Source organism: Alsobacter soli (assembly GCF_003004785.1).
GTDB classification, from domain to species: Bacteria; Pseudomonadota; Alphaproteobacteria; order Rhizobiales; family Beijerinckiaceae; genus Alsobacter; species Alsobacter soli.
In genome coordinates this window covers 1-376 of record NZ_PVZS01000085.1, presented here as the reverse complement: position 1 = coordinate 376, position 376 = coordinate 1, and the positions used below count along the sequence as shown (strand labels likewise).

The window sequence follows — 376 nt, the reverse complement described above, 5'->3', positions numbered from 1 at the left end:
GTGATGCACCTGACGGCGAGAAGGCCCGAGACATGATCAACAGCATCCGGCCTGAGGTGGCCGTGATCGACATCTCGATGCCGAAGCTGAACGGGGCGGACCTCGCCAGGGCGCTCACGGAAACCTGCCCGGAGGTGAAGATTCTCGTCCTGACCGTGCATGAGGACCGCGCCTATGTGCGCCGATTGATGGACGCGGGCGCCCGGGGTTACGTCCTGAAGCGCTCCGCAGCAGACGATCTGCCCAGGGCCCTTCGGGCCGTGGCCGACGGAGGCTTGTACCTGGACCCTCAGGTGGCTGAGATAGCGCTGGTGCGGGATGGCGATGCGGTCTCGGTCGAGCGGGGTACTGGGGAGCCACTGAGCCAGAGAGAGAC

General features: G+C 66.0%; 1 protein-coding gene. It reads left to right on the top strand.

What is annotated here, in order from left to right:
- Window positions 1-32 precede the first annotated feature (32 nt).
- The coding region (locus SLNSH_RS24365; RefSeq protein WP_245422477.1) for a response regulator at window positions 33-376 on the top strand (344 nt) is incomplete at its 3' end.